The organism is Myxacorys chilensis (assembly GCF_059505265.1).
Genome location: NZ_JCACKG010000155.1, coordinates 40,400 through 65,971, shown reverse-complemented (window position 1 = coordinate 65,971; position 25,572 = coordinate 40,400). Strand labels below are relative to the sequence as shown.

The 25,572-nt window shown below is 49.6% G+C and carries 21 protein-coding genes and 1 other RNA gene; 12 read left to right on the top strand and 10 right to left on the bottom strand.

Going from position 1 to position 25,572, the window contains the following annotated elements; translation table 11 throughout:
• Positions 1 to 52 precede the first annotated feature (52 nt).
• On the bottom strand, positions 53 to 400 hold the full coding sequence (locus tag AC5JLB_RS11900; protein ID WP_495874045.1) for a slr0373 family blue light stress response protein: 348 nt from the start codon (positions 398 to 400) through the stop codon (positions 53 to 55).
• 157 nt (positions 401 to 557) lie between these two features.
• Here AC5JLB_RS11900 and AC5JLB_RS11895 point away from each other — a divergent pair, with 157 nt between their 5' ends.
• The 5 genes from AC5JLB_RS11895 (at position 558) to AC5JLB_RS11875 (ending at position 4,519) form a co-directional block, all read left to right on the top strand.
• Positions 558 to 1,130 carry a hypothetical protein gene (locus AC5JLB_RS11895; RefSeq protein ID WP_495874044.1) on the top strand — a complete coding sequence of 191 codons (573 nt, stop codon included), beginning with the start codon at positions 558 to 560 and terminating at the stop codon, positions 1,128 to 1,130.
• Positions 1,131 to 1,243: 113 nt separating this feature from the next.
• Positions 1,244 to 2,014, top strand: coding sequence for an imidazole glycerol phosphate synthase subunit HisF (gene hisF / locus AC5JLB_RS11890; RefSeq protein ID WP_495874043.1), 771 nt, complete (start codon positions 1,244 to 1,246; stop codon positions 2,012 to 2,014).
• 131 nt (positions 2,015 to 2,145) lie between these two features.
• Positions 2,146 to 2,481, top strand: coding sequence for a hypothetical protein (locus tag AC5JLB_RS11885; protein ID WP_495874042.1), 336 nt, complete (start codon positions 2,146 to 2,148; stop codon positions 2,479 to 2,481).
• Positions 2,482 to 2,563: 82 nt separating this feature from the next.
• Positions 2,564 to 3,895 carry a RuBisCO small subunit-like domain-containing protein gene (locus tag AC5JLB_RS11880; protein ID WP_495874041.1) on the top strand — a complete coding sequence of 444 codons (1,332 nt, stop codon included), beginning with the start codon at positions 2,564 to 2,566 and terminating at the stop codon, positions 3,893 to 3,895.
• A 45-nt stretch (positions 3,896 to 3,940) separates the two neighbouring features.
• Entirely contained in the window at positions 3,941 to 4,519 is a 579-nt protein-coding gene (locus AC5JLB_RS11875; RefSeq protein WP_495874040.1) for a Uma2 family endonuclease, read from the top strand.
• Here the strand turns inward: AC5JLB_RS11875 and AC5JLB_RS11870 are convergent, their stop codons facing one another.
• Positions 4,520 to 5,437 carry an alpha/beta fold hydrolase gene (locus AC5JLB_RS11870; protein WP_495874039.1) on the bottom strand — a complete coding sequence of 306 codons (918 nt, stop codon included), beginning with the start codon at positions 5,435 to 5,437 and terminating at the stop codon, positions 4,520 to 4,522. It abuts the gene before it with no gap.
• 16 nt (positions 5,438 to 5,453) lie between these two features.
• Complete coding sequence (locus AC5JLB_RS11865) at positions 5,454 to 6,014, bottom strand: 2'-5' RNA ligase family protein (protein ID WP_495874038.1); 561 nt, start codon at positions 6,012 to 6,014, stop codon at positions 5,454 to 5,456.
• Between the two features lie 126 nt (positions 6,015 to 6,140).
• Here AC5JLB_RS11865 and AC5JLB_RS11860 point away from each other — a divergent pair, with 126 nt between their 5' ends.
• The 3 genes from AC5JLB_RS11860 (at position 6,141) to AC5JLB_RS11850 (ending at position 7,056) form a co-directional block, all read left to right on the top strand.
• On the top strand, positions 6,141 to 6,407 hold the full coding sequence (locus AC5JLB_RS11860; RefSeq protein ID WP_495874037.1) for a YciI family protein: 267 nt from the start codon (positions 6,141 to 6,143) through the stop codon (positions 6,405 to 6,407).
• A 36-nt stretch (positions 6,408 to 6,443) separates the two neighbouring features.
• Positions 6,444 to 6,540: signal recognition particle sRNA small type (ffs, locus tag AC5JLB_RS11855), an RNA gene on the top strand.
• 153 nt (positions 6,541 to 6,693) lie between these two features.
• On the top strand, positions 6,694 to 7,056 hold the full coding sequence (locus tag AC5JLB_RS11850; protein ID WP_495874036.1) for a phasin family protein: 363 nt from the start codon (positions 6,694 to 6,696) through the stop codon (positions 7,054 to 7,056).
• 87 nt (positions 7,057 to 7,143) lie between these two features.
• Here the strand turns inward: AC5JLB_RS11850 and AC5JLB_RS11845 are convergent, their stop codons facing one another.
• Positions 7,144 to 7,521, bottom strand: a complete 378-nt coding sequence (locus tag AC5JLB_RS11845) for a hypothetical protein (protein ID WP_495874035.1) — start codon at positions 7,519 to 7,521, stop codon at positions 7,144 to 7,146.
• 99 nt (positions 7,522 to 7,620) lie between these two features.
• Positions 7,621 to 7,941 carry a hypothetical protein gene (locus AC5JLB_RS11840; RefSeq protein ID WP_495874034.1) on the bottom strand — a complete coding sequence of 107 codons (321 nt, stop codon included), beginning with the start codon at positions 7,939 to 7,941 and terminating at the stop codon, positions 7,621 to 7,623.
• Between the two features lie 288 nt (positions 7,942 to 8,229).
• Between AC5JLB_RS11840 and AC5JLB_RS11835 the strand changes: the two genes are divergently transcribed.
• On the top strand, positions 8,230 to 14,091 hold the full coding sequence (locus AC5JLB_RS11835) for a HAMP domain-containing protein (protein ID WP_495874033.1): 5,862 nt from the start codon (positions 8,230 to 8,232) through the stop codon (positions 14,089 to 14,091).
• A gap of 182 nt (positions 14,092 to 14,273) precedes the next feature.
• Complete coding sequence (locus tag AC5JLB_RS11830) at positions 14,274 to 15,980, top strand: response regulator (RefSeq protein WP_495874032.1); 1,707 nt, start codon at positions 14,274 to 14,276, stop codon at positions 15,978 to 15,980.
• Between the two features lie 121 nt (positions 15,981 to 16,101).
• Here AC5JLB_RS11830 and folE read toward each other — a convergent pair whose 3' ends face one another.
• The 3 genes from folE to AC5JLB_RS11815 all read right to left on the bottom strand — a co-directional run bounded on the left by folE (position 16,102) and on the right by AC5JLB_RS11815 (position 18,874).
• Positions 16,102 to 16,791: a GTP cyclohydrolase I FolE gene (gene folE, locus AC5JLB_RS11825; protein WP_495874031.1), complete on the bottom strand. Its 690-nt coding sequence runs from the start codon at positions 16,789 to 16,791 to the stop codon at positions 16,102 to 16,104.
• A gap of 70 nt (positions 16,792 to 16,861) precedes the next feature.
• Positions 16,862 to 17,587, bottom strand: coding sequence for an SDR family oxidoreductase (locus AC5JLB_RS11820; protein WP_495874030.1), 726 nt, complete (start codon positions 17,585 to 17,587; stop codon positions 16,862 to 16,864).
• A 291-nt stretch (positions 17,588 to 17,878) separates the two neighbouring features.
• A complete protein-coding gene (locus tag AC5JLB_RS11815; RefSeq protein WP_495874029.1) occupies positions 17,879 to 18,874 on the bottom strand; it encodes an acetyl-CoA carboxylase carboxyltransferase subunit alpha in 996 nt (331 codons plus the stop codon).
• Between the two features lie 310 nt (positions 18,875 to 19,184).
• Between AC5JLB_RS11815 and AC5JLB_RS11810 the strand changes: the two genes are divergently transcribed.
• Positions 19,185 to 20,144, top strand: a complete 960-nt coding sequence (locus tag AC5JLB_RS11810) for a M48 family metallopeptidase (protein WP_495874028.1) — start codon at positions 19,185 to 19,187, stop codon at positions 20,142 to 20,144.
• 12 nt (positions 20,145 to 20,156) lie between these two features.
• Here AC5JLB_RS11810 and AC5JLB_RS11805 read toward each other — a convergent pair whose 3' ends face one another.
• Entirely contained in the window at positions 20,157 to 21,773 is a 1,617-nt protein-coding gene (locus AC5JLB_RS11805; RefSeq protein WP_495874027.1) for a serine/threonine-protein kinase, read from the bottom strand.
• 414 nt (positions 21,774 to 22,187) lie between these two features.
• Between AC5JLB_RS11805 and pheT the strand changes: the two genes are divergently transcribed.
• Positions 22,188 to 24,629, top strand: coding sequence for a phenylalanine--tRNA ligase subunit beta (gene pheT, locus AC5JLB_RS11800; protein WP_495874026.1), 2,442 nt, complete (start codon positions 22,188 to 22,190; stop codon positions 24,627 to 24,629).
• Positions 24,630 to 24,658: 29 nt separating this feature from the next.
• Here the strand turns inward: pheT and AC5JLB_RS11795 are convergent, their stop codons facing one another.
• Positions 24,659 to 25,396 carry a dienelactone hydrolase family protein gene (locus AC5JLB_RS11795; RefSeq protein ID WP_495874025.1) on the bottom strand — a complete coding sequence of 246 codons (738 nt, stop codon included), beginning with the start codon at positions 25,394 to 25,396 and terminating at the stop codon, positions 24,659 to 24,661.
• Positions 25,397 to 25,572: the final 176 nt, after the last annotated feature.

Below are 25,572 nucleotides of genomic sequence, written 5' to 3'. Positions count from 1 at the left end.
CAATCCAACATTGTGAAGACTTTAACTAATCACTTAACCAAAGTTAGCAACCTTAACAGGGAACCAACGTCTCCTGGTTGGAGGACTCACTTGATGCACCAACCTGAACTTTCGCAACAGGAAAACTTTCCTCTACTAAGACTTCAGATGGCTGACCAAGCGGTGCCAACTCACCGTCCCGCAAGACAACAGGGGTCGTGCATCCGGGACAGTTGTAAATTCGATGCGCTTGTCCATGAGCCTCTTCCACTTGCTCCACTACATCGGGATGAGTTAGATAGAAGATGAGCGCCTTCTCCGCAAGGGTTGACATTGCTTCGGAGGCAACTGCTGCTCCAATTTTTAATTGGCGGTGCAGTTCTGGTGGAAGATACAACGTAACTTTCTGCTTGTCTTGCATATCTCTTTCAGTCGTTTTACCCGGGTATGTAAGAACAATATCTAGGGAATCTTGGACTGTCAAGCCAGGAAACCAGCATGACAGCAATATTGTTACAATCCTTTACAAAATGGATCGATTTAATTGGAATTGGAGATCAGAACAAGACGTTAGACAGATGTTAAGAAGAACAGCATGGGGAGCATGTTTAGCGATCGCGCTGTTTGGCTGCCGCTCCTCTGATGGGCTACCGGACCGATGGGAAACGTATCGAAATATTCGTTATGGATTCGAGTTCCCTTATCCTGCTGGATGGCAAGCGGTTGATTCACCAGAGAATCGAGATGGTGCTGCCTTCAGAAACCCTCAAAATCAACAAGTCGAGATTCGTGGATGGGCAAGCTTTCTTCGAGTCCCCAAAAATTCTGGAGCAGCAGCGCCTAAATTGGCTCCATCACCAACTTCATCTATTCGTCCAGCGAAACCTCTTTCTTCTAAAGCTCGTCCGACTCAGGTTCCTTCTCAACGTTCGAGCAGTCTACCTCCTGCAAATTTCACAACTGAACAAGGCATTCAAGGGAGGCTGCAAGCTAACATTGAAGCTCAAACGAGTTCTCTTACGCTTGTTCTAACTCACGACAATGTCCAGTACTATTTGCGGGGAAGCGCTCCAAGTCAGCAGTTTGATGTGTACTATCGGTTCTTCAATTACGTGGCGCGTCGCTATCGAATTCCAATGAACCGAAATTAAGCTCAACCGTCTTAAAAATTCAAAAGTAGGGCACAGAAACATCTCCTTGCTAGACTCCGTTCAATGTTAGAGGTAGGATTCTGACTCATACTTTTCTCAAGGGTTAGACTGCAATGCTGGCAAAAAGAATCTTGCCTTGCCTAGATGTGAAAGCAGGACGGGTTGTGAAGGGCATAAATTTTGTTGATTTACGGGATGCTGGCGACCCAGTTGAGCTTGCTCAGGTTTATAACGAGGCGGGGGCAGATGAATTAGTCTTCTTAGATATCACCGCAACGCATGAAGACCGCGATGTTATTTACGATGTGGTTTATAAAACGGCAGAACAGGTCTTCATTCCACTAACGGTTGGGGGTGGAGTTTACAGCTTAGACGTGATTAAAAAATTGCTGCGGGCTGGAGCCGATAAGGTCAGCATTAATTCGGCGGCAGTGCGTGACCCCGATTTTATCAGTCAGGCGAGTCGGCGGTTTGGCAATCAGTGTATTGTGGTCGCGATCGATGCGAGACGACGCCCAGATCCGACCAATCCGGGCTGGGATGTCTATGTACGGGGTGGACGAGAGAATACGGGAATTGATGCGATCGCGTGGGCGAAAACCGTAGAACAACGGGGAGCCGGAGAACTACTCGTGACGAGTATGGATGCGGACGGAACGAAAGCAGGATATGACCTTAGTTTGACGCGCGCGATCGCTCAAGAAGTGCAAATTCCTGTCATTGCATCGGGAGGCGCAGGAACCTGTGAACACATTTACGATGCTTTAACGGACGGAAAAGCCGAAGCTGCACTGTTAGCATCACTGCTTCATTACAGTGAACTAACGGTTTCTCAAATTAAGACATTCTTAAAAGAACGTAACGTTCTAATTCGCGATATTTAGCTGAAAACTTCGCTCCTAGAGGCGCGTAGCCACTTCATGCCGTTTTTGGCAAGTACTATGATAGGGATCTATGCTGTTTACATAGCTAGACAGAGTCAATTTGTCTAAATATCTGTTAAGATATGTAAATTATGACGATACCCATTCTAATTATTGCGGTCGGTCTCGTTGCTTGGTCACTGCATCTAATGCAAGAAGCAGTTGAGCAGAGACAATTCTCTCTGATGTTGGCTGGCACGCTAGTTGCAGCAGCGGCAGCGGCAATGGTTAGCGTTTATTTTCTGATGGGAAATTGCATGGGATATCTCACTCGGATTCCCCACGATATCGCCTATAATCAGGCCACTTACGAATCGGTTGTACAGTATTTGCGAGAGCAGGAATTACAAGACGCTAAAATTTATCTAAGCGACTCTTCAACTCCGTCAATGTCTTCCATTAAAAAGCTTGATCGTTCTGTTCACTAAGATTCGTTATTATCAGATTTAGCCTTTTATTGAAGCAGGGTAAGCCGTCCTTACCCTGCTTTGTTCTTCTTAAGTGGTTCCTATGAGTTATTACATCGCTCCTCGCTTCTTAGATAAATTGTCGATCCACATTACAAAGAATTATTTGAATTTGCCTAATGTAAAAGTGCCACTCATTTTGGGAGTCCACGGGCGCAAAGGCGAAGGAAAGTCTTTTCAGTGCGATCTGGTGTTTGAGCAAATGGGCATAGAAGCGGTTTACATGTCGGCAGGGGAGTTAGAAAGTCCTGATGCTGGTGATCCGGCGCGTTTGGTGCGACTGCGATATATAGAAGCGGGTGAACTGGTGAAGGTGCGCGGCAAGATGGCGGTTCTGATTATCAATGATATTGACGCCGGTATGGGACGAGTGGATCAATTCACGCAATATACCGTGAACACTCAACTGGTTCATGGCACGTTAATGAACATTGCCGACAATCCAACCAACGTCCAGCTTCCTGGAAGTTACAACACCGATCCAACGCAGCGCATCCCGATCATCGTGACGGGAAATGACTTAGCGACGTTGTACGCTCCACTCGTTCGAGATGGGCGAATGGACAAGTTTTATTGGGAACCTGATCGCGCCGATCGCATTGGAATTGTGAGTGGCATTTTTGAGGTCGATCAGGTTGCTCACAGAGATGTTGAGAAACTGGTCGATACGTTTCCGGAACAAGCGATCGACTTCTACGGGGCACTGCGATCGCGGCTCTACGATGAGCAAGTTCAACAGCTAATTCAAGAAGTTGGCGTGAATCAAATTTCTCAGCGCGTGGTCAACAGCAAACAAGCGCCGCCAGAATTCCATAAACCCGATTTTAGTTTGCCTCACCTGATCGAAGTAGGTCAAGCGTTGGTACGCGAACAGAAGCGTCTACAAGAATTGCGCCTTGTTCAGGAATACAATCAAACGATCGGCAATCGTGGACTAGGTGAGATTAACATGGTGGCTCAGCGCTCTGAGTCGACGAAACCTTCAGCACCTTCCGGGTCGACACCAAAACCCGCAAATAGCGAAAAGCGCAACTTTGGAGGAACCGCTCCAACAAATCCCACTTCCACTGCAAGCTATAACGGACAATCTTCTGGTACTCGTCTGAGTCCAGAACTTGTTAGTCAAGTGAATCAGATTTTAGGACAAGGGTTACGGCTAGGCATTGAGTACGTTGATGAACGTCGATTTCGGATAAATTCGTGGAACTGTTACGGCATGTTTCAAGATGATGGGGCGGGCGCATTATCGGCTCTCGAAGCGTGTCTTGGCGAACATGAGGCTAATTATGTGCGTTTGGTCGGCATCAACTTTAGCGATCGGCGTAGAGTGGTAGAAACGATTGTTCATCGTCCGATGGGTAAAGCAGCCCACTAGGAAACTTGTCAAAGCTGGCTGATTCTTAAAACTTGGAGATGAGTTATGACTCAAGCCAAACCTCGGTTTTCAACGTTTGAGGAATATTTAACTTACGATGATGCAGACAACAGCCGCTATGAACTGATTGACGGGGAGCTAGTTGAATTGCCACCAGAATCAGAACCGAACGATTGGATTGCTTTAAACCTGCGCGATGTTCTAATTCAACTCGTAAACCGTCGATTGGTACGACTTCATAATTGTGAGATTCAAGTTCCCGTATTGAAAAAGGGTGACGCTCAAAATCGCTATCCTGATTTGGTTGTTCTTCGAGAAGAGCATTTAGCACTCACGCAAAAGCGACTCACGATCAAGCTTGACATGCCGCCACCACAGTTGGTTATGGAAGTTGTAAGTCCAGGGCGACAGAATCGAGAACGCGATTATGAGCGCAAGCGCGACCAATATTGCCGAATCGGGATTCCTGAATATTGGATCATTAATCCTGAGCAGAAAACCGTTCTGGTCTTGACGTTGGAGGGCGACGTTTATGTTGAAGTCGGTCAGTTTCGAGGAAACAGCCCTATCATTTCACCACTGTTCTCCAATTTAGCGATCGCGCCTGAACAGGTCTTCGAGTAATTATTGCAAGACTTGAATGAATGGCGCAATCGCCTTTACAAATGCCTCCGTCGATTCGTAAGGCAACACATTCCGCCCCTCAATTTTTACGCCTTGAGCATTCGGAAATGCTTCTAAGTATTCTTCTAATCGCTGATCCAGGCTTTCAGGCTTGCCTTCTTGACTGATGCTAGTTGCTTGATTGCCTAACACAATTAGAGTGGGCTGGTGAATTTGTGCAACTCGATCCGTGTAATCTTGCCGCCAGAAGCTAGAGAGAAACGAGAAAACTGCATGACGACTATCAAGATCACTTGCTCCAGCCTGCAACATGTTGAGCCAATTAGAATCGACTTGAGTTTCGTGAGCAAAGAGTTGACGAACTGAGAATCGTTGAAGAAACTGCGATCTCCGTGCGTAGCGATAAAACGCACTGCCCAAGGGTGAATTGAACAAGTTCCAGGCGATGCGATGTTGCAGGTCAGAGGTATCTCGTGTAACCAACGTCCACGCGGGCGGGCCGCTTAAGATCACACCCTTCACTAAATCGGGTTGCAGCGTTACTAGATCAACGGCAACAGGAAACAATGCACCTTGCGCCACTAAGACACACGGCGTTTTTACAACCGTTTGCAGAAAGAATTGCAGTTGTTTTGCCCAGTCGATTGGATGATAGGCGACACGCGGCATATCGCTTTCGCCACATCCCAGTAAATCGGGATTGTAAATTGGGTTGCGATGTCCTGACTCGATCCAAGTTTGGTTAAAGCGTTGCCAAAAGCCGCGAGACAGCCCAACCCCAATTGGGTGGATTAGCACTAATGGAACGCCTTGTCCTTCGTTCAGTACATCGTAGGCACAGCGATATCCATTCCAGGTGTAAAACTGTGTTGCGGTTCCGTCTGTGTTGCGCTCTGCGCCCGTCGCAAACTGTTGCATACTTTGCCTCATCACTTCATCTATTCACCATGCTAAACGGAAATTCTTTGTGAACCTCCCACCTTTGACCTGTATGAATGAGGAGAGCTAGGTGAGATGCGGTGAACCCAAAATGCAGCGACTTCTCTTTGAAGTCGTTCCATGCCAGTTTGAAGTTTTGCTTGGTTAAGTCTCGGAAAGCCACCGTCATGTGAGGTGCGTAAGGTCGCGACTTTTCTTTTGGATCAACTAAACCGATTGTCACTTCCAAATGTTCAATGAAAGCTTGATGCAGGGTTAGGAGAGGTTGGGTGCGAGCGACATGGATGTAAATGACTCGTGGTGGAAAGGCAGAAAATCCGTCTAGCGTGATGGAAATCGGAGGTTGAGACTGAGCAAATGATGAGAGAGAGTGTTGCAATTCATCGATTCGTTCTGGCACCCACTTAAACGGTGGTTGCAACGTAATATGCGGAGGAGATTTAAGCGCATGACGACTATCGTATCGTTCGGCAACGTAATGCTTAATCTCTGTGACATGTTCTTGAATCGATGGCGGCGGCAGAAGCGCAACAAAAAACAGCGTTTCTTTACTCATGTAAGGCTGTAGTGACAAAAGATTGGTTTTTGGATCTTAGGTCGGGCAAAGCCTTATTCTAATGGCGTATCTCTAGCGTTTAGCTACAGAATAGATCCTGATTGGTAATGAAGGAAGAATGCAGTAATGCCTTGGTTTGTCAAAATCGAAGAAGGAATCGTTGATAGGCCGACCTTCGATCGCTATGTTCCTGCTCATAAAGCGTTTGTCAAAGAGTTGATCTCAAAAGGTCATGAAGCCCGCACCGGATATTGGAGTTGTTTCGGCGGCGGGATGTTGCTATTTAAAGCGTCGTCAATGGAAGAAGCGAAAAACATCGTCGCTCAAGATCCGCTCGTGCAGAATGGGTGCGTGCATTATCAGCTTTATGAATGGAAAATTGTAGTTGAGTGAGCTTGAACTGAGCGGGAAAGTGTTATCTTAGTAAGTGACTCGGATCTATGCGATCGCGACGCCCAAATTTTGTCAGGACCGGAAGGTAGCAGCAATACGGGATGCTCACGATAGGCGTAGTCTCCGGGTCACCTTTGTTTTAAACCTTCTGCTTTAAACCTTCGCTTCACGAGGTGTAGACACAAGGTGTAGACGGTTTTCTCTACAGCAAATCGACCGTTCTCCCACTGGGCAACCCGAGCGATTCTGCGTATCTTGGAATTATTCAACATGGAGCTTGAAAACTATGGGTTTGGGAGATCTGGTTCAGAAAGCGGTTTATTTAGGAATTGGCGTTGCCTCTTATGCGGGCGAGAAGGCAGGAGAAAAGTTGACTGAGCTGCGATCGCAGGTTCAGAAGCTAGCCGATGAAATGGTTGAGCGCGGCGAGATGAATGCAGACGAAGCTCGTCGATTTGTGGATGATATGGTTCAGAAGGCGCAACAGCAGCAGCCGACGGTAACATCCGAACAATCCCGTCCCGCAGAGCCTCGCAAGATCGAAATTCTAGATGACGACGAACCAACCCCAGCTTCAACAAGCGTGGATGATATGCGTCAACAGGTTGCGGATCTGCAAGAGGAATTGCGGCGGCTCAGACGCGACTGATTCGGACAATTTAGGGTTTAGTGGCTAGTAGGGGTGTCTGACAGACGCCCCTATGTTTGTTTTAGGGATGTTGAAGTTTTGGCAGAATCACAAAGTTTGATCAAGGCTCACGCATTGGCAGCAGATTTCATAGCGGCGGATTTGGTAGTAGAGGATCAAATCTTTATCCGTGAAGGCAAAACCTGAGTTAGTCCACCTCAAACATTCACGCACGAAGCTCAAACATTCAACGCTGAACCTCAGACTTTCACGCGCGATGCTCAGACCTTTACGAGTGATGCTCAGACCTTCGTTCACCCAGCTTAAACATTCACGCATGATGCTCAGACCTTCACCAGTGATGCTCAAACATTGCTTGACGAACTTCAGACCTTCACGCACGAAGCTCAAACATTCAACGCTGAACCTCAGACTTTCACGCACGAAGCTCAAACATTCACGCGTGATGCTCAGACCTTCGTTCACCTAGCTTAGACATTCAACGCTGAACCTCAGACCTTCACGCGCGATGCTCAAACTATCATCGACAACGCTTTGAGATTCAACGAGACAGGTAAACGGCAATCACTGCAACTCTGCCATCATCACATTGATTCGTTCTGCTACATCTGCCCTGCCCTCTGGATCGGCATCTCGCAAAAAGACATCCACAATAAACCAGCGACACAAGGTTGGATCAATCTGCACCAGTTCTAGCATGACCTGATTGAGAACCTCGGTCATCACCTGATCTGGAAGACGATGCAACTCATCTCGAATAACTAGAGCCTCATCAGCATTCTGTGTCTGCTTTGCCTTCAGCACTACTTTCACCACAGCCTTCACCAACTGACTGAGATCGATCGCTGACTCACTGCCGCTGTTATTGGGTGATTGATCTTGCAAGAGAATGTCCTGTAGAGGTTGGTTTGGTCAAGCTATTAGAGGATTAGAGGAACTAATCAGAAAAACATTCTAGCTCTGCCAAGAAGAACCTTCAACCTGCTGAAGCAAGGTAATTCAGAATTTACCTAAGCACGGAAACGTACTAAACATCAATTGTCCTCGAAGGCCAAACCGTAGCAATAATTAAAGCTCAAACGATCTTTTACGCTTCAATTTCTAGGTAATTCATTACACTATAGAAGTATTCCGAGATGTATCTTACGCTCGCCCTCCCGTCAGAAATACATTATGCCAACTGCACCTGCTACCAGCGACACCGAGAGCCTGGATCTTAAGCAAATTCTCAGAACCCTCGTCGAGGTGAAAAAAGGTAACTTTTCTGTACGAATGCCTAGTGATCAAACGGGGCTTGCAGGCAAAGTTGCGGATACCCTCAACGAAATCATCGACATGAATCAACAGATGGCAACGGAGCTAGAGCGAATTAGCACCGTCGTCGGTAAAGAGGGAAAAATTTACGAACGGGGTTCTGTCGGAAGTGCGAAAGGCGCATGGAAAGCAAGTGTTGCCTCTGTGAATGCGCTGATCACAGACTTGGTGCAGCCGATGGCAGAGACGACTCGGGTGATTCGAGCCGTTGCGAATGGTGACTTGTCTCATACGATCGCGACCGAAATCGAAGGCAAACCGTTGCAGGGTGAGTTTCTACAAACGGCTCAAATCGTTAACACGATGGTGGAGCAATTGAACTCGTTTGCTTCAGAAGTAACGCGGGTCGCGCGCGAGGTGGGAACCGAAGGAAAACTCGGGGTACAAGCGCAAGTGCCCGGTGTTGCCGGAACCTGGAAAGACCTCACCGACAGCGTGAACTCGATGGCTGGCAACCTCACCGCTCAGGTAAGGAACATTGCTGAAGTGACGACGGCGGTAGCAAACGGCGATTTGTCGAAGAAAATCACGGTCGATGTTAAAGGCGAGATTCTCGAACTGAAAAACACCATTAATACGATGGTGGATCAGTTGAACTCGTTCGCCTCAGAGGTAACGCGGGTCGCGCGCGAGGTGGGAACTGAAGGAAAACTGGGGGTACAAGCGGATGTACAAGGCGTCGCTGGAACCTGGAAAGACCTCACCGACAGCGTAAACTCGATGGCAGGCAACCTCACCGCTCAGGTGAGGAACATTGCCGAAGTGACAACGGCGGTAGCAAACGGTGATCTGTCGAAGAAGATCACCGTTAATGTTAAAGGCGAGATTCTCGAACTGAAAAACACGGTCAACACGATGGTGGATCAGTTGAACTCGTTTGCTTCAGAAGTAACGCGGGTCGCGCGCGAGGTGGGTGCTGAAGGAAAACTGGGTGGTCAGGCAGAAGTGCGCGGAGTGGCCGGAACCTGGAAAGACCTCACCGATAGCGTGAACTTCATGGCGGGTAGCTTAACGGATCAAGTCCGCAACATTGCCGAAGTGACAACGGCGGTAGCAAATGGCGATCTGTCGAAGAAAATTGCCGTCGATGTTAAAGGCGAAATTCTCGAACTGAAGAACACCATCAATATCATGGTGGATCAGTTGAACTCGTTTGCCTCAGAGGTAACGCGGGTGGCGAGAGAGGTGGGAACCGAAGGAAAACTCGGTGTACAGGCAGAAGTGCGCGGAGTGGCCGGAACCTGGAAAGACCTCACCGACAGCGTGAACTCGATGGCAGGCAACCTCACTGCCCAGGTAAGGAACATTGCCGAAGTGACGACGGCTGTGGCAAACGGTGATCTGTCCAAAAAAATCACAGTGGACGTTAAAGGCGAGATTCTCGAACTGAAAAACACCATTAATACGATGGTGGATCAACTCAGTTCCTTTGGCTCAGAGGTAACGCGGGTGGCGCGGGAAGTGGGGTCTGAAGGAAAACTCGGTGTACAGGCAGAAGTGCGCGGGGTGGCCGGAACCTGGAAAGACCTCACCGACAGCGTGAACTTCATGGCAGGTAGTTTGACCGCCCAAGTGAGAAACATTGCTGCTGTGACAACGGCGGTAGCAAACGGCGATTTGTCCAAAAAAATCACAGTCGATGTTAAAGGCGAGATTCTCGAACTGAAAAACACGGTCAATACGATGGTGGATCAGTTGAACTCGTTCGCCTCAGAAGTAACGCGGGTGGCGCGAGAGGTGGGGTCTGAAGGAAAACTCGGTGTACAAGCAGAAGTGCGCGGGGTGGCCGGAACCTGGAAAGACCTCACCGACAGCGTGAACTTCATGGCGGGTAGTTTGACTGCCCAAGTAAGAAACATTGCTGAAGTGACAACGGCGGTAGCAAACGGCGATTTGTCGAAGAAAATCACGGTCGATGTTAAAGGCGAGATTCTCGAACTGAAAAACACGATCAATACGATGGTGGACCAGTTGAACTCGTTCGCCTCAGAAGTAACGCGAGTCGCGCGAGAGGTGGGAACCGAAGGAAAACTGGGGGTACAAGCCTATGTCAGAGGGGTAGGCGGAACGTGGAAAGACCTCACCGATAACGTAAACCTGATGGCAGGCAACCTCACCGCCCAGGTGAGGAACATTGCTGAAGTGGCAACCGCGATCGCAAACGGCAACCTCTCCAAAAAAATCACCGTTGATGTCAAAGGCGAGATTTTGGATCTGAAGAACACTATTAATACGATGGTGGATCAACTCAGTTCCTTCGCCTCAGAAGTAACGCGGGTCGCACGCGAGGTCGGAACCGAAGGCAAATTAGGAGGCCAAGCCCAAGTCACAGGCGTTGCCGGAACCTGGAAAGACCTCACCGATAACGTGAACTCGATGGCAAGCAACCTCACCGCCCAAGTGCGAGGCATTGCTAGAGTTGTGACGGCGGTTGCAAATGGCGACTTGAAGCGCAAGCTCATGCTCGATGCAAAAGGCGAGATCGAAACGCTGGCAGACACGATTAACGAAATGATCGATACCCTGGCTACGTTTGCCGATCAGGTGACAACTGTAGCGCGCGAAGTGGGTATTGAAGGCAAGCTGGGAGGACAAGCGAAAGTTCCGGGTGCATCGGGAACCTGGCGCGACCTCACCGATAACGTAAACGAACTGGCAGCCAATCTCACGACCCAGGTAAGAGCGATCGCAGAAGTAGCAACAGCCGTGACGAAGGGAGACTTAACCCGCTCGATTTCGGTTGAAACTCAGGGTGAGGTCGCAATCCTCAAAGACAACATCAACCAGATGATTGCCAACCTGCGCGAAACCACCCAAAAGAACACCGAGCAAGATTGGCTCAAAACGAATCTGGCGAAGTTTACGCGCATGTTGCAAGGTCAGCGCGATCTCGAAACCGTTTCCAAACTGATTCTGTCGGAACTCGCTCCTCTAGTTTCCGCGCAACACGGAGTCTTCTATCTCATGGAAACGGGCGACGCCCATCCTGGTTATCTGAAATTACTCAGCACCTACGCCTATCGGGAGCGCAAAAATCTCGCAAACCGTTTTGCCTTGGGCGAAGGACTCGTAGGACAATGCGCCTTAGAAAAAGAGCGGATTCTGATTACAGAAGTGCCGCACGATTACATCAAGATTAGTTCAGGGCTAGGCGAAGCAGCGCCACTCAATGCGGTCGTTCTGCCCGTGTTGTTTGAGGGACAAGTGACGGCGGTGATCGAACTTGCCTCCTTCCGCCGCTTTAGCGAAATTCACCTGACCTTCTTTGACCAGTTGACTGAAAGCATTGCGATCGTTCTCAATACGATCGCGGCGAGTATGCGAACGGAAGAATTGCTGAAGCAATCGCAATCGTTAGCAGAAGAACTGCAAACCCAGCAAAAAGAACTTACCGGGACCAATCAACGGTTAGAGCAGCAAGCGCGATCGCTAACAGCATCAGAAGAATTGCTCAAAAATCAGCAAGAGCAATTGCAGCAAACCAATGAAGAACTACAGGAGAAAGCAGAACTATTAGCGGTACAAAATCGCGAAGTGGAACGCAAGAACCAAGAAATTGAGCAAGCAAGGCAATCGCTAGAGGAGAAAGCCGAACAACTCGCTCTCAGTTCCAAATACAAGTCTGAATTCTTGGCAAACATGTCTCACGAATTGCGGACGCCGCTCAATAGCTTGCTGATTCTATCGCGGCTCTTGTCTGATAACAGCGAGAACAATCTAACGCTGAAGCAAGTGGAGTATGCCCACACGATTTACACATCAGGTAATGATCTGTTAGGGCTAATTAACGACATTCTTGATCTGGCAAAAATCGAATCGGGCACGATGTCGATCGAGGTCGAGCCAACGTCCTTTGCTGACCTGCGGCATCACCTCGATCGCACCTTTAGCCAAGTTGCACAAGACCGCAAACTCGACTTTCAAATTCATCTGGACGATTCTCTGCCTCGCACGCTCTACACCGACTCAAAACGCTTGCAGCAAGTGTTGAAAAACTTGCTATCGAATGCATTTAAGTTCACCGAGCAAGGACGAGTGGCATTGGATATTAGTCTAGTGACCCAAGGTTGGAATCAAGAGCACGAAGCCTTGAATCAGGCTGACGGGGTGCTGGCGTTTGCCGTATCGGACACAGGAATTGGCATTGCTCCCGACAAACAACAGGTGATTTTTGAAGCCTTTCAGCAAGCCGATGGCACTACGTCTCGTCGCTATGGCGGAACAGGGTTAGGCTTATCGATTAGTCGCGAAATTGCTCGCTTGCTAAGAGGTGAGATTCGCCTCACGAGTGAACCCGGACGAGGCAGCACCTTCACGCTTTATCTACCACAGACGTATTTAGTGCGTCGAGAAGCTGGGGTGGAAAACGGAGATAGGAGAGAGAGAGTGCAAGCGCTATTCTCTTCTGAAGCAGGAGCTACGGGTCAACACGTCCCGTCTGCCGCGATTTCTACGACGACCCTCTCTGGCTCTTCGCCATCGGCGTCTCTGCTTGATCTCCCCCTACCAATCGCGATCGAGGACGATCGCGAAACTCTGGAACCCGGCGATCGCACCTTGCTGATCATTGAGGACGACCTCAACTTTGCCCGAATCTTGCTCGATATGGCACGGCAAGAAGGCTTTAAAGGGCTAGTGGCAACTCGCGGGAATGTCGGACTGGCAATGGCGCAACAGTTCAGACCCACAGCGATCATGCTCGATATTCGGCTACCCGTCCTCGATGGCTGGACGGTGTTAGATCGTCTCAAGCACGATCCCAATACCCGCCACATTCCAGTTCACATCATGTCGGTCGAAGAAGGGCTACAACGCTGTCTGCGACAAGGCGCGATCGCATGTCTGCAAAAACCAATCAGCAGTGATGTCCTTCTAAATGCCCTCGCCAGAATTCGTGAGTTTGTCGATCGCCCCGTCAAGGCGCTACTAATTGTCGAAGACGGCGAACACGAGCATCAGAGCATCGCAGACCTGATCGGGAATGACAACCTCGATAGTACGACTGTGGGAACTGGCGCATCAGCACTAGAAGCGCTGATGTCGAGCCACTTCGACTGTCTCGTTCTGGATCTGAATCTACCTGACATGAATGGATTTGAGCTAATCGAGCAAATTAAGCAAAAGCCCAGCCTCGGTTACTTGCCCATCATCGTCTACACCGGACGAGAACTGACCTCGCAAGAGGAGACGGAACTACGCTGCATTTCTGACACCATCATCATCAAAGATGCGCGATCGCCAGAACGTCTGCTCGACGAAACCGCCCTGTTTCTCCATCGCGTTCAGGCAGATTTACCCGCTGCCCAGCGACAGATGCTAGAGCAACTCCAGCAAAACGATCCGATCTTGCTCGGCAAAAAAGTGCTGATTGTGGATGATGATGTGCGAAACATCTTTGCCCTCACGAGTCTGCTGGAGCGCTATCAAATGCAGGTTCTCTACGCTGAGAACGGTCGCGATGGCATTGCCAGACTAAACGACAACCCAGACATCAACCTTGTGCTGATGGATGTGATGATGCCAGAGATGGATGGCTACGAAACGACACACTCGATTCGCCAAATTGACCGATTCGCGACGTTACCGATTATTGCGCTGACGGCGAAAGCGATGTTGGGCGATCGCGAAAAGTGTCTCGAAGCGGGAGCCTCGGACTACATCACAAAGCCAGTCGATACTGAGCAACTACTCTCGCTGATTCGAGTGTGGCTGCATAAGTGAGAATGGCATGATGCATTAACCAGGGCGCAACTCTGAAGGAATTGGCCTTGCCAAACTTCAATCAGATTCTTAAAACGAAGTCTAAAGGATCGCTAAACGCGATCCTTCAATAAACTTATCGCCAAGGAGGAAGGGAACTCGCCCCTCAAGCTGCTCCTTTGACCCTTTAGCTCTATGTACGTATGCAAGCTGAACCCAAAGCAACTGTCCTTTTAGTGGACGACCATCCTGAAAATTTGATTGCCCTAGAAGCCACCCTCAACGGATTGGGGCAGGACTTGGTAAAAGCTCATTCAGGGGCACAAGCTTTAAAGTGTTTGCTCGACCAAGACTTTGCACTCATTCTGCTAGATGTGCAGATGCCCGGAATGGACGGGTTTGAAACCGCAGCGCTGATTCGGCAACGATCGCGATCGCGATCCACGCCAATCATTTTCCTCACTGCTTTCAGCGACGCGGATGCTCTTCGATCTAAGGGATATGCGCTCGGCGCAGTGGATTATTTGCTCAAACCGATTGATCCGGTCATCTTGACTGCAAAAGTGGCTGTATTTGTTGATTTGTTCAAAAAAAATATTGAGGTTCAGCAACAAGCCCAGCAACTTGTTGCCAAAAACCTTGAGATTCTGCGGGTAGAAGCTGCGCGCAAGCAAGCGGAAGACGCGAACCGGATCAAAGATGAGTTTTTAGCCGTCGTTTCTCATGAACTTCGTACGCCTTTGAATTCGATCTTGGGGTGGTCGCAATTGCTGCTGAGCAAAAAATTTGATGAGGCTAAAACGGTGCGGGCGTTAGAAACGATCGCCCGTAACGCGAAATCGCAAGCCCAACTGATCGAAGACATTTTAGATGTTTCCAAGCTGATGCGGGGCAAAGTTCGACTGTCGCTTCAGCCCATCAACGCCATCGCGATCATTGAATCGGTGATTGAATCGGTGCGTCCGTTAGCTGACGAGAAAGCGATTGAGCTAGTTGCTCAACTGAATGAGACAGGGCAACTAATTTCTGCTGATCCAGAACGGCTGCGGCAAATCATCTGGAATTTGCTCACGAACGCCATCAAGTTCACCCTCAAAGGCGGACAAGTTACCGTTAAGTGGTCAATCGCAGATAAACAGAATTTTGCTCACCTGCACGTGATCGATACCGGAATTGGCATTTCTCCCGATTTTCTTCCCCATATCTTTGAGCATTTCCGTCAAGCCGATAGTTCCTCGACGCGATCGCATGGTGGACTAGGATTAGGATTGGCAATTGTGAATCAGCTAGTGAATCTTCACCAAGGCAAAATTTTTGCTTACAGTGAGGGTGAGGACAAAGGAGCCACGTTCACGGTTCACTTACCGTTAGCAACAACTCAACCCAGCAATGACCCGGACTCCACCATAGCGACTAAAACCGAGAACAGAGGAGAGATATCTCTCAATCACATACAGGTGTTGGTTGTTGAAGACGTCGCCGATAGCCGCAACTTTATCAAAGCAGCGCTAGAACAAGCCGGAGCCGATGTGATCGCAGTTGCTTCAGCGAACGAAGCGATCAAGTATCTGAAACATACCACTCCACACATCTTAGTTAGCGATATTTCGATGCCTGGAGAAGATGGCTATTACCTGATTCGCCAAATTCGTGAACAGGAACAACAGCGCGACGTACCTAATTCGGCAATTTTTAAAAAAGCGCGTCATATTCCAGCGATCGCGCTTACCGCAGGGGCAAAACCCGAAGACCGAGCGCAAGCGCTATCGGCTGGGTTTCAAAATCACATTTCTAAACCTGTTGAACCACAGGTGTTGGTGGCGACGATCGCAAAACTGGTTCGCGATCGCGAACCAGTTTTGCCCCTTCGCTTTTCAGATGGCGATGTTTTAGATAGAGGAGCCTGTTAAACCACCCGCCTAGACCTAAGGCATGATGTAGCATCTTGCGCTTCTTCAGACTTTGTGAATCCTTCAGGATTCACAAGGCGCGATCGCACACGATCTCACCCATTCGATCCTTAAGCCCCAATTACCAGAACGACGGCTGGTGACGAATCAAATTGAGATACTCCTCACGCGTCTTCTGATCATCTTGAAACACTCCAACCATTGCACTTGTCACTGTCCAAGACCCTGGCTTTTGAACGCCACGCATCGTCATACAGGTGTGTGTCGCCTCCATCACCACTGCAACGCCCCGCGGCTCCAAAATTTCTTGAATTGCTTCTGCCACTTGGCGCGTCAAACGTTCTTGCACCTGCAATCGACGGGAGTACATCTCCACAATCCGAGCCAGTTTGCTCAACCCGACGACTTTCTGATTTGGAATGTAGGCTACATGGGCTTTTCCCATAAACGGCAACATGTGATGCTCGCACAAGCTAAAGAAATTGATGTCGCGTACCAACACCATTTCGTTATGTCCCTCGTCAAAAATAGCACCATTCACGAGGTCATCCAACGACTGAGTATAGCCACTGGTCAAGAAGCGCATTGCTTCCGCTACACGCTTTGGCGTCTTTAAGAGACCTTCACGTTCTGGGTCTTCGCCCACACCAACTAACATGGTTCGCACAGCATCTTTCATATCCTCAAGATGCTCGTCGCTGGGAGGTGTGATTTTGACCTCTTGCCCGTTTTGAGTGTTGCGATCGGGTCTCGCTTCTAAATTTTTCTTAGGACTGGAAGCATCTGAACTATTTGGGGAAGTAATTGCCATAGTAGATCGAAGTGAATGTGTGCAAAAAGTCAAAACACGAACATAAAGTCAAACACGAACAGGACGCCCGCTAAAACGTACCTGCGTTGGGCATCAGGATTAACTCCTCTACCACAGCGTGAGTGGGCAAAGTTGCGGCATGAAGGATCGATTGAGCCACGACGTCAGGTGTCAGCATTTGGCTGCGATCGAAGTCAGCTTGCACAGTGTCTGTATCCCAAATCGAAGTATTGACCGATCCAGGAGAAACCGTCACCACACGAATGCCGTTGGCGCGTTCTTCAGCCGCCAAAGTTTTAGACAGCGCCAGCAAGCCAAATTTACTCACACTGTATGCGCCCCAGTTGGGAAACGCTTGATGGGCAGCAATAGAGGCAACATTGATGATCGTGCTGCTCTGCTGCTGTCGTAGAACGGATAGACTGCCTTGGATGACCTGAAAAACGCTGGTGAGGTTTAGGTCAATCACGCGCTGCCAGTCTGCTAAAGACGTCTCCATCACGGTTCCGGTGTAGCCCATTCCAGCGTTATTCACGAGGATATCAATCGTGCCAACCTTCGATGTAATCGCTTCGATGCGCGATCGCACCTGATCCACCTCAGCTAAATCGATCGCATCCGTGCGAACCTCGACGCCGAATTGACGAGCGGCATCTGCCACCGATTCCAACTTAGCCGCAGAACGGCTAACCAATGCTAAATGTATACCTGCTTTGGCAAAGGCAAGGGCAGTCGCCTCACCGATTCCACTGCTTGCCCCTGTAATCAGAGCGTAGTGTCCTTTGGAAGCAGTCATGAAATACTCATCCGGAAAAAACAATGAGGTGAACCAATCAAACAAATGACCAAACAGTGAGATGAAACGCTGTGAGTGAATGGATTGTGCTACAAACTGAAACTCAAATCCAACTCATCGATCTAACAACCAGTAACGTCAGTAGAACGAATCTCCTCTCTAGGTCTGACCCTCTAGATCTGAATTGACCTGATAAGCCAAAAGAGCTGCCTCAACAGTAGCGACAGCAGAAAAATAAGAAACTGTTAACAATTGTTAATTATATCGCGAAGAAGTTCATTTCAGCGGCGCTCAACCTACATGCGTCATGCCAGCTTCAACGAAGACGCCAAAATTGCGGAACTTTCGATAGCGGAGGTCGCACCGTTGCTCCGGCGTGAGCTGATCTAGCTCAGATAAATGTCGCAGAATCGCTTTTTTTAAGGTTTCTGCAGTGGTCAACGGGTCAGAATGAGCGCCACCAACGGGTTCTGGCAAAATTTCATCTAAAATCCCTAAACTCATCAGATCCTGGGCCGTGATTTTCAGGGCTTCTGCAGCTTGCGGCGCTTTAGCAGCATCTCGCCACAGAATAGAGGCACATCCTTCCGGGCTGATGACGGTGTAAACCGAATGCTCAAACATCATCAAGCGATCGCCAACCCCAATTCCTAGCGCACCACCCGATCCCCCTTCACCAATCACCGTGCAGATAATCGGCACTTCTAAGCGAAACATTTCGCGCAGATTATATGCGATCGCTTCTCCCTGTCCCTGTTGCTCGCCTTCTAATCCCGGAAAGGCTCCTGCCGTATCGATAAACGTGATGATCGGCATTCCAAAACGGCTCGCGTGATCCATCAGCCGCATCGCCTTGCGGTAGCCGCTTGGAGACGCCATGCCAAAGTTCCGAAACACGTTGTCTTTCGTATCTCGTCCTTTTTGCTGCCCCAAAATCATTACCGGGCGTCCATCGATTTGCGCTACCCCGCCCACCATTGCCGCATCATCTCGCCCGCCGCGATCGCCGTGTAACTCCATCCAGTCGTCACTGATCGCCTGAACATAGTCCAACGTGCTAGGGCGGCGCGGATGGCGAGCAACCTGTAGCCGTTGCAAAGGCGTTAAGCTGCTAAAAATTTCCTGGCGAAGCTGCACCGCCCGATCCTCAAGCAAACGAATCTGATCAGAAACATCGACCTCGTTTTCTTCGGCAAGTTCCCGAATTTGGGCGATGCGAGTCTCTAGCTCTGCTAAGGGCTTTTCAAAATCAAGCAGGATGGGGCGACGATCAGAGGAATTAGCCATGCTGAGAAATGCTCTTCGTTAAGGAGACTAGATAGACAAATTAGGGAAACTAGATAGACAAATCTTTGGTCTAGATTACTGGGATTGGGGAGAGATCACAAGGGCATCTCCCTAGCGTAGCAATTATGATTGTCGGGATATCTATACGGTTTAGCATTTTTTACTTTAGTTAAGCTGACGTAGGTTCACCTACGATCGCGCAACTTATCAAGCCAAGATTCTTCTTTGCAAAGCCCTGTCAATCGCGTCTCTCTTCAATCAAAGCAATTGACCTGTTACCTTAGAATCACCGCCCTACCATTTTTCATCCATGCCCTCCTATCCCGGAATTTCTAGCGCTGCCTTTCGTCACCCGTTAGATTACCAAGCCGAACAAGCCCTCCGCAGCGTCCCCGGCTTTGATCTTGTCGCGCGAAAGTTTATCGAGTTTGTCTATGAGCGTCCGCGCCTAGTGTATTTGACGGGAAACAGCATTCAAGTCGGCGTCCGCCAATATTCAAGCGTTTATCAAATCTTTCGCGAATGCTTGCAGTCGCTCGACATCGCCTCAGAGCCTGCTCTCTTCGTGTCTCAAGCGCCGCTTGTCAACGCCTATGCTCTAGGGCAAGAGCGCCCCTGCGTTGTGCTAAACACCGCACTATTGGACTTATTGAGCGAAGTAGAACTAAAATCTGTGATTGCTCACGAACTCGGGCACCTCAAATGTGGTCATACTACGCTGACTCAGATGGCAACGTGGGTCAACATGGCGATCGCAGGCTTAGCTGACCTGACCTTTGGACTGAGTAATTTGATTAGCACCGGATTGCTGCTCTCGTTCTATGAATGGCTCCGCAAAGCTGAACTATCTGCTGATCGGGCAGCGCTATTGGTGATGGATGACCTTAATCCCGTGATGCACAGCATGATGCGTTTGGCAGGCGGAAGCCATAAATATGCTCATGAATTAAGTGTCGAAGAATTTGCAAAGCAGAGCGATCGCTACCAAAATCTCGACCAAGACAATCTCAATCAGGTCTATAAATTCTTCCTTTATAACGACGTGTCGAGCGGCATCTTCCTGACTCATCCTTTCACCGTCGAGCGCGTCCGCTACCTGCAAGAGTGGTCTACTTCATCTGACTTTCAACACATTCGCCAAGGCAATTACAGTCGAGCCGGATCAGAAGGCGCAGTCAACGTAGACGCTCAGCCTGAAGATGCCGACCATCTCCGACAGCAGATTGAAGCCTTGCAGCAAGAGATCGAGCGACTCAAACGCTCTGAGTAAGCTCTACAGAAACTACCAATTTCCGCGCTTTCCACTCGGACGAACCGTTAACCAGTTCGTTCGAGCTAATGCCAGTTGTTCTTCACTCAGTTTCGCTCCAGTCAAATTTGCCCCACACAAATTTGTGCCGCGAAGATTGGCATTTAGCAAATAAGCGTGACTCAAATCTGCTCCGCGCAAATCTGCCCCTTCTAGATCGGCATTGCTTAGATATGCTCGTACCAAGTTTGCATCTCGAAGATTGGCATGCTTAAGACTCGATCGCCCAAAATCGGCATTAGACAAATTCGCACCTTGGAGATTGATTTGGCGGAGATTAGATTGATGGAACACTGCGCCCGACAAATCGGCTTTAGGCAACTTTAGCATCGCTAGATCATGTGCTGCAAAGTCCCGCTTGCCTTTAGCGTAATAGCTTTGCAGCCCTTGAGCATCTAGCTTTTGCCCAAACGCAACCGATCGCTGCCCCGTCAGGTCGGTTTGTCCACTTGTACCTTTGGTTCGCAGCGTCGTCGTGGTTGGCTTCGCGGCAATTACGCGACTGCGTGCCAAACCGGGCTGTAAACTTGTGGCATCAGAGCGCTGTTGCTGCCTTGCCCGAATCGCCATTGCTGCACGAGCGGCTGGAGATGAAGAATCTTGAGAATCGTACCCCCGATCTTTAGCATCGCCTTTAGCACCGTCTGTCCTTGCAGCTATGCTGTTCATGCTGCCAGCGAGACTGTCGAGATAGGGTTCTAAATCTAGCGCTCGAAGAATTTCACTAGACGATTGATAGCGGTGGCGCACAGAGACTTCCAGCATTTTCTTCAGAACGCTGGCGAAGTGGTCGCTAATGTGGACATGCTTTTCCCACAGCAGTTCACCCGTTGCCGGATCGTAATCGAGATCTTTTGGAGATTTGCCAGTAAGCAGATAGATGCACGTTACTCCCAACGCATAAATATCACTGGCGTAGACCGGACGCATTGCCATTTGCTCGGGTGGCGCGAATCCTGGCGTTCCGATCGCATAAGCAGTCAGGGCGGTTTGCTCGGTGACACTGTTAGCAACCGCGCTGACTTGATTTTTAACGGCTCCAAAATCAATCAGCACCAATTTGCAGTCGTGCGATCGCCGAATCATATTCGCAGGTTTAATGTCCCGGTGAATCACTTGATTGCTGTGAATATATTGCAGCACAGGCAGCAGTTCGCTTAAGAATTGCTTGGCGCTAGCTTCGCTGAGCGGACCCGATCGCTTGATTTCTTGCTGAAGCGTTGAGCCGCTGACATATTCTTGAATTAGATAAAATTCTTGATTGGCCTCAAAATAATCCAACAATCGTGGCACTTGGGGGTGGTTGCCGATCCTGCCCAACGTCTGTGCCTCCCGCTGAAACAGTTCTCGCGCCATCTGCATCACATGCGGAGCCGTGGCGGTCGGACGCAATTGTTTGATCACACAGTTGGGCTGACCAGGCAGCAACTCATCGCGGGATAAAAAGGTCGCCCCAAACCCTCCTTGACCCAACGCCTGAAGAACTCGATAGCGATCGCGCAACAAGAGCTTAGAGCCGCACGCCTGACACAGTTCCGTGTTGGCTAAATTTTCGGGATGAGGACAAACCGGATTCAAGCAGTAGCTCATTCAGCATCACCCGCTTCGATCGAAATGTGGACAAATGTGCCCCCTACCGTTGGAGTGGCATGGGCAAGTCGTGAGGCTAGAGATAGGAAATTTTGGCAAGACATTGAAGCTGTACATTTAAGCCAGCGTCTGTCTCACGTCCCGATAGACGACCTAAAATTGACCCTCCCTGAGCCTCCCAGTTGAGAGTACCCAGAGAGAAAGCCGAAAAAAACAATCTAGAGGGCATCCCCTATTTCTAATTAGTTGCCGAAATATTTATGAGGACGATTGATTCAGCGATCCTTCGGAGTTTGGCGGAGCCAAGCGTAAGTGTTCATCTCACTACTTTCTATCTTCCAAATGATCAGTTAAGAATTGTCAATACGAATTAGGTAGAATGATTCAGATTGGCGTCGCTTAGGATTGGGCTGAATGCGGATTTCTCTGAACTGGTTGCAAGAGCTTGTCGATATATCCCTGTCACCGGAAGCCTTAGCCGACATGTTGACGATGGCAGGGTTTGAGGTCGAAGAGATTGAGGATCGGCGGACGTGGGCAGATGGCGTCGTTGTCGGAAAAGTGTTAGACCGTCAACAGCACCCAAATGCTGATCGTCTGAGTGTGTGTCAGGTGGATATTGGCGGCGAAACTCCGTCTCAAATTGTCTGCGGCGCGGCAAACGTTCGAGCTGATATTTATGTTGCTGTGGCGACGTTAGGAACGTACTTGCCCAAAGTAGATCTAAAAATTAAGTCTGCCAAACTGAGAGGCGTACCGTCTGAAGGCATGATCTGTTCGCTCTCAGAGGTGGGGTTAACAAAAGAATCGGACGGCATTCACATTTTCGATCCGGCTACAGTCGGGTCAGTCAAACCTGGAAGTGACGCCCGATCGCTGCTAGGACTTGATGATGTAGTTCTCGACCTCACCTCTACCGCCAATCGAGCCGATGCCCTGAGCATGGTTGGCATTGCGCGGGAGATCGTCGCTCTGACTGGTAGCCTCCTACGGCTGCCGGACGCTCCCCTTGTTAAACCTACCAAGAGCAGTTCGTTAGCACTCAAAATTTCTGAACCGCAAGCTTGCCCAGCCTATATTGGAACAGTCATTGAAGGATTGACCGTTGCGCCGTCTCCTGCTTGGCTACAGCAGCGATTGCAGTCTGCTGGGGTTCGCTCAATTAACAACGTGGTGGATGTTACCAACTACATCATGTTGGAATGGGGACAACCACTGCATGCGTTTGATCGCGATCGCTTAGTCACCGTAGCAGGGAGTGAACCGTTGACGATGGGCGTCCGGTTTGCGCGGTCAGGAGAAGTGGTGAAAACTTTGGATGGCAACGATCGCAAACTGCTAGAGCAAGCGCTTCTCATTACAGCTAACGATCGACCGACGATGCTAGCAGGCATTATGGGCGGCGAGGAAACCGAAGTGTATGACGGAACGCAGAACGTAGTGCTGGAATCAGCCATTTTTGATTCGGCGGCGATTCGGCGTTCGGCTCGCGCTCAGGGCTTGCGAACAGAAGCCTCTGCCCGCTATGAGCGAGGCATTAACTTAGCTGAACTCGAAACAGCATGTCGTCGGGCGGTGAAACTTATCACTGACTTGGCGGGAGGACAAGTTGTTGCCCAAGAAATGGTAGATACCCGTCCGAGTGGGGGAGCCTTAACACGATCGATTGAGTTGCGCTTAGAGCGAGTCAATCAAGTTTTAGGCATGGTCGAAGTAGAAGACGATTTGGCCGAACTTCAATCGACCGATGTTGAACGGACGCTGAGCGCTTTAGGCTGTCAACTGGAGATCAGCGCTCCCGGAACCTGGACAGTCACCGTTCCGCCCTACCGCTACCGCGATTTAGAACGGGAAATTGATCTAATCGAAGAAGTGGCGCGGTTGTACGGGTACAACAACTTCTACGATAGTTTGCCAACGAAAACGGAGGCGGGATATCTCTCGATCGAGCAGTACGTGACGCGGCATCTGCGGGAAGCGTTTCGAGGAGCAGGATTGACCGAGTTGATTCACTATTCACTCGGCAAACCGAGTAGCGATCGCCAAATTATTCTGGCAAATCCTCTATTTACCGAATATTCTGCACTGCGAACAGATTTAATTGACGGCTTGATCGATGCCTTTCAATACAATCAGGAACAAGGCAACGGCGCACTCAACGGCTTTGAGTTTGGGCATGTGTTCTGGAACGAAGAAGAAGGGCTGACCGAATCGGAGTATTTAGGGGGCATTTTGGGCGGCGATCCGAGCCAAGGCAAATGGATTCGCGGTGGTAAAGAGCAATCCCTCACTTGGTTTGAGGCGAAAGGCTTGCTCGACGGCGTGTTTGAGCGAGTCGGATTGCCAGTCGAGTATCAGCCCGATCGTCGAGATGAGCGATTGCATCCAGGACGGACGGCATCACTTTGGGTAAGGGGCGATCGCTTGGGCACATTTGGACAACTCCATCCGCAACTCCGTCAAGAACGCGGTCTGCCCGATGAAGTGTATCTCTTTCAACTCGATCTGGGAATTGCGATTCGGCATCTAGAAACGGATGAAGCCCTCGTGCCCGTGTTTAAGCCTTACTCGACATATCCGGCATCCGATCGCGATATTGCCTTCTACGTTTCGACCAAAGTTGCGGTTGCAGACCTCCAACGCACGATTGTAAAAGCGGGCGGCACGTTGTTAGAGTCTGTGGAGTTGTTTGACCAATATCGAGGCGACCGAGTGCCAGAGGGTCAGCGTAGTTTAGCGTTTCGGTTGGTGTATCGGGCCAGCGATCGCACGCTGACCGATGAGGATGTTGATCCGGTTCACCAAAAAGTCCGGGATGCGTTGGCGGAGAAGTTCCAAGTCGAACTTAGAAGCTGAAGATTGAGGGCTGATTGCACGTCTTTAAATCACGATCGCTTGAGTTGTCCAAACAGCTCTTTGACGTGCTCCCAGGCATTCGTTGCTGCGATCGCGCTATAGCTATCACGCTGATCGCAAAAGAATCCGTGTCCCGCAGGATATCGAAAGAGTTGGTGACGAATGCCATGAGCTTGCAGAGCAGCCTCGATTTGATCGATCTGTTCGGTTGGAATGAGCGGATCTTGAGTACCAAAAAATCCGTAAACAGTTCCTTCGATGTCAGGAGTCCGAGCAATTGTTGGTACTCCTCCTCCTGGCGTCATTACAGAAATGCCAGCCCCATAAAAACAAGCTGTCACCTTCACATCCGGCAAGGTGGCGGCTAGATAAGCAACGTGTCCACCGAAACAAAACCCGATCACCCCGATCGCATCTTGCTGAACCGAGGGTAAGGCTCGGAGATGGGAGATCGCGCTTTGGACATCGCTCAATAACTGCTCTGCTGTCGTCTGGTCTTTGTGAGAGCGACCAAGCTTTAGCTCTTCATCGCTATAGCCGACCTCAAATCTGGGAGCGGTGCGCTGATAGATCGCAGGCGCGATCGCGACATACCCTTCTCTTGCGATGCGCTCCGTGACCTCTCGGATATGAGCATTGACGCCAAACACTTCTTGAATCACGACGATCGCAGGGTAATGTCCTGCCTCAGTCGGTTCTGCGAGATAGGCATCGATTTGCAGGGAACCGTTAGAAATTTTGGTATGAGTCGAGCGAATTTCAATCATTGTGCCTTGAACCGAGCGTAAATTAAATGGTGCTGACGCAAGATTAGCTTCACGAGAGTAGCGAGCGTCAGCTTAGAAGCTTGCCATACTCTGAGGATGAGTAAACTGAGATAAGTAAACAAAACTTTTTGTTTCTAAAAAACTCTATGAACTTGAAAATTTCTTCTCCGTACTTT